The 3358-nt window shown below is 68.4% G+C and carries 1 protein-coding gene; it reads right to left on the bottom strand.

Annotated features, from left to right (window positions below):
• Positions 1–12: 12 nt before the first annotated feature.
• A complete protein-coding gene (locus ACZ3J7_RS40915; RefSeq protein WP_465628476.1) occupies positions 13–3357 on the bottom strand; it encodes a multifunctional oxoglutarate decarboxylase/oxoglutarate dehydrogenase thiamine pyrophosphate-binding subunit/dihydrolipoyllysine-residue succinyltransferase subunit in 3345 nt (1114 codons plus the stop codon).
• Position 3358 lies beyond the last annotated feature (1 nt).

Genomic DNA, 3358 nt, shown 5'->3' with positions numbered 1-3358 from the left:
GCGGGGGTGGGGTCAGAGGGAGAAGACCTCGTCGACCAGGGCGCGCTGTTCGGCGGTGTGGCGCTTGGCGGAGCCGACGGCGGGCGCGGAGGAGGCGGTGCGGGCCACGCGGCGCAGTCGGGCGTTGCCGCCGGTGCGGCCGATGACGACCTGGAGGTGGTCGACGAGGTTCATCGCGATGAAGGGCCAGGCGCCCTGGTTGGCGGGTTCCTCCTGGGCCCAGACGAACTGGACGTCCTGGCCGTAGCGGGCCAGCTCCTCCTGCAGTTCCGCGACCGGGAGGGGGTAGAGGCGTTCGACGCGGACGATGGCGGTGTCGTCGACGCCGCGTTCGGTGCGGGCCGCGTCCAGGTCGTAGTAGAACTTGCCGGAGGTGATGACCACCTTGCGCACCCGGGCCGGGTCGACCGTGCTGTCGCCGATGACGGGACGGAAGGCGCCGGTGAGGAACTCGCTGGTGGCCGACGCGGCGGCCTTCAGGCGCAGCATCGACTTCGGGGTGAAGACGATCAGCGGCTTGTGGTGGGGGTTGTGGGCCTGCCAGCGCAGCAGGTGGAAGTAGTTGGAGGGCAGGGTGGGCATGGCCACGGTCATGTTGTCCTGGGCGCACAGGGCCAGGAAGCGCTCGGGGCGGGCGGAGGAGTGGTCGGGGCCCTGGCCCTCCATGCCGTGGGGGAGCAGGAGGGTGACGCCGGAGTGCTGGCCCCACTTCTGCTCGGCGGAGGCGATGTACTCATCCACCATGGTCTGGGCGCCGTTGACGAAGTCGCCGAACTGGGCCTCCCACATCACCAGCGCGTTGGGGCGGGTGAGGGAGTAGCCGTACTCGAAGCCCATCGCCGCGTACTCGCTCAGGAGGGAGTCGTAGACGGTGAAGCGGGCCTGGTCCTCGGTGAGGTACATCAGCGGGGTGTAGTCCTCGCCGGTGTTGCGGTCGATGAGGACGGCGTGGCGCTGGCCGAAGGTGCCGCGGCGGGAGTCCTGGCCGGCCAGGCGCACGGGGTGGCCCTCCATCAGCAGGGAGCCGATGGCCAGGGCCTCGCCGGTGGCCCAGTCGATGGTGTCGTCCTCCACCGAGGCCGCCCGGCGCTGCAGCTGCGGCAGCAGGCGCGGGTGGACGGTCAGCCAGTCGGGCAGGTTGACCTGGGAGGCGGCGATGCGCTTGACCATCTCGGCGGAGATGCCGGTCTGCAAGGAGACGGGGAAGTCCGCGCTGGGGCGGCCGCTCTCCACCGGCGCCGGCGCGGCGGTGGCCTCGCGGACCTCCGCGAAGACCTTCTCCAACTGCCCCTGGAAGTCCTGCAGCGCCTGCTCGGCCTCCTCCATGGTGATGTCACCGCGCCCGATCAGCGCCTCGGTGTAGAGCTTGCGCACCGAACGCTTCTTGTCGATCAGGTCGTACATCAACGGCTGCGTGAACGACGGGTTGTCGGCCTCGTTGTGCCCGCGCCGCCGGTAGCAGATCAAGTCGATGACCACGTCCTTGTGGAACTGCTGGCGGAACTCGAAAGCCAGGCGCGCCACCCGCACCACCGCCTCCGGGTCGTCCCCGTTGACGTGGAAGATCGGCGCCTCGATCATCCGCGCCACGTCCGTGCAGTACATCGACGAACGCGAAGACGCCGGCGCGGCGGTGAAACCCACCTGGTTGTTGACCACCACGTGCACGGTCCCACCCGTGCGGTAGCCGCGCAGCTGCGACATGTTCAGCGTCTCCGCCACCACGCCCTGCCCCGCGAACGCCGCGTCCCCGTGGATCTGGATCGGCAGCACCGGGAACGTCGTGCCCCCGAAGTCCAAGATGTCCTGCTTGGCCCGGGCGATACCCTCCACCACCGGGTCCACCGTCTCCAGGTGCGAGGGGTTCGCCGCCAACGAGACCTTGATCGTCTCACCGTCCAGGCCCGTGAACGTCCCCTCCGACCCCAGGTGGTACTTCACATCACCCGACCCGTGCATCGACTTCGGGTCCAAGTTCCCCTCGAACTCACCGAAGATCTTCCCGAACGGCTTGCCCACGATGTTCGCCAGCACGTTCAACCGGCCCCGGTGCGCCATCCCGATCACCGCCTCGTCCAGACGGTGCTCGGCCGCGGCGTCGATCGTCGCGTCCAGCAACGGGATCAGCGACTCCCCGCCCTCCAACGAGAAACGCTTCTGCCCCACGTACTTCGTCTGCAGGAACGTCTCGAACGCCTCCGCCGAGTTCAACCGGCGCAGGATCCGCAACTGCTCCTCCCGCTCCGGCTTCGTGTACGGCTTCTCCAGACGCTCCTGCAGCCACCGGCGCTGCGCGGGGTCCTGGATGTGCATGTACTCGATACCCACCGTGCGGCAGTACGTGTTGCGCAACAGGCCCAGGATGTCGCGCAGCTTCATCATCTTCTGCCCGCCGAACCCCCCGACCGCGAACTCCCGCTCCAGGTCCCACAACGTCAACCCGTGCGTGGTGACATCCAGATCCGGGTGCTTGCGCTGCATGTACTCCAACGGATCGGTGTCCGCCATCAAATGCCCGCGCACCCGGTAGGAGTGGATCAACTCCATCACCCGCGCGGTCTTGTTCACCTCGTCGTCGTGCGTGGTGGCCACGTCCGTGGCCCACCGCACCGGCTCGTAGGGAATCCGCAGCGACTCGAACACCTCGTCGTAGAAGCCGTCCGCGCCCAGCAGCAACTGGTGGATCGAACGCAGGAACTCACCCGACGCCGCGCCCTGGATCACCCGGTGGTCGTAGGTCGAGGTCAGCGTCATCGTCTTCGACACGCCCAGACGCGCCAGCGTCTCCGGCGAGGAGCCCTGGAACTCCGCCGGGTACTCCATCGCGCCGACGCCCACGATGGTGCCCTGGTTCTGCATCAGGCGCGGCACCGAGTGCACCGTGCCGATCCCCCCGGGGTTGGTCAGCGAGACCGTCACCCCCGTGAAGTCGTCCATCGTCAGCTTGTTCGCCCGGGCCCGGCGCACGATGTCCTCGTACGCCTGCCAGAACCCGAAGAAGTCCAGCGTCTCGGCCTTCTTGATCGCCGCGACCACCAGCTGCCGGTCACCGTTGGGCTTGACCAGGTCGATGGCCAGGCCCAGGTTCACGTGCGCGGGCTTGACCAGGAACGCCTTGCCGTCCTCCACCCGGTAGGAGTGGTTCATCCCCGGGTTGGCCTTCACCGCCCGCACCAGCGCGTAACCGATCAGGTGCGTGAAGGACACCTTCCCGCCCCGCGCGCGCTGCAGGTGGTTGTTGATCACGATCCGGTTGTCGATCAGCAACTTCGCCGGCACCGCACGCACCGACGTCGCCGTCGGCACCTCCAACGACGCGTCCATGTTCGACGCCACCGCCTTCGCCGGACCACGCAGC

The sequence above is a fragment of the Kitasatospora sp. NPDC015121 genome (assembly GCF_055562955.1).
The sequence above is the reverse complement of the archived record's forward strand: the minus strand, read 5'-3'. Positions and strand labels throughout refer to the sequence as shown.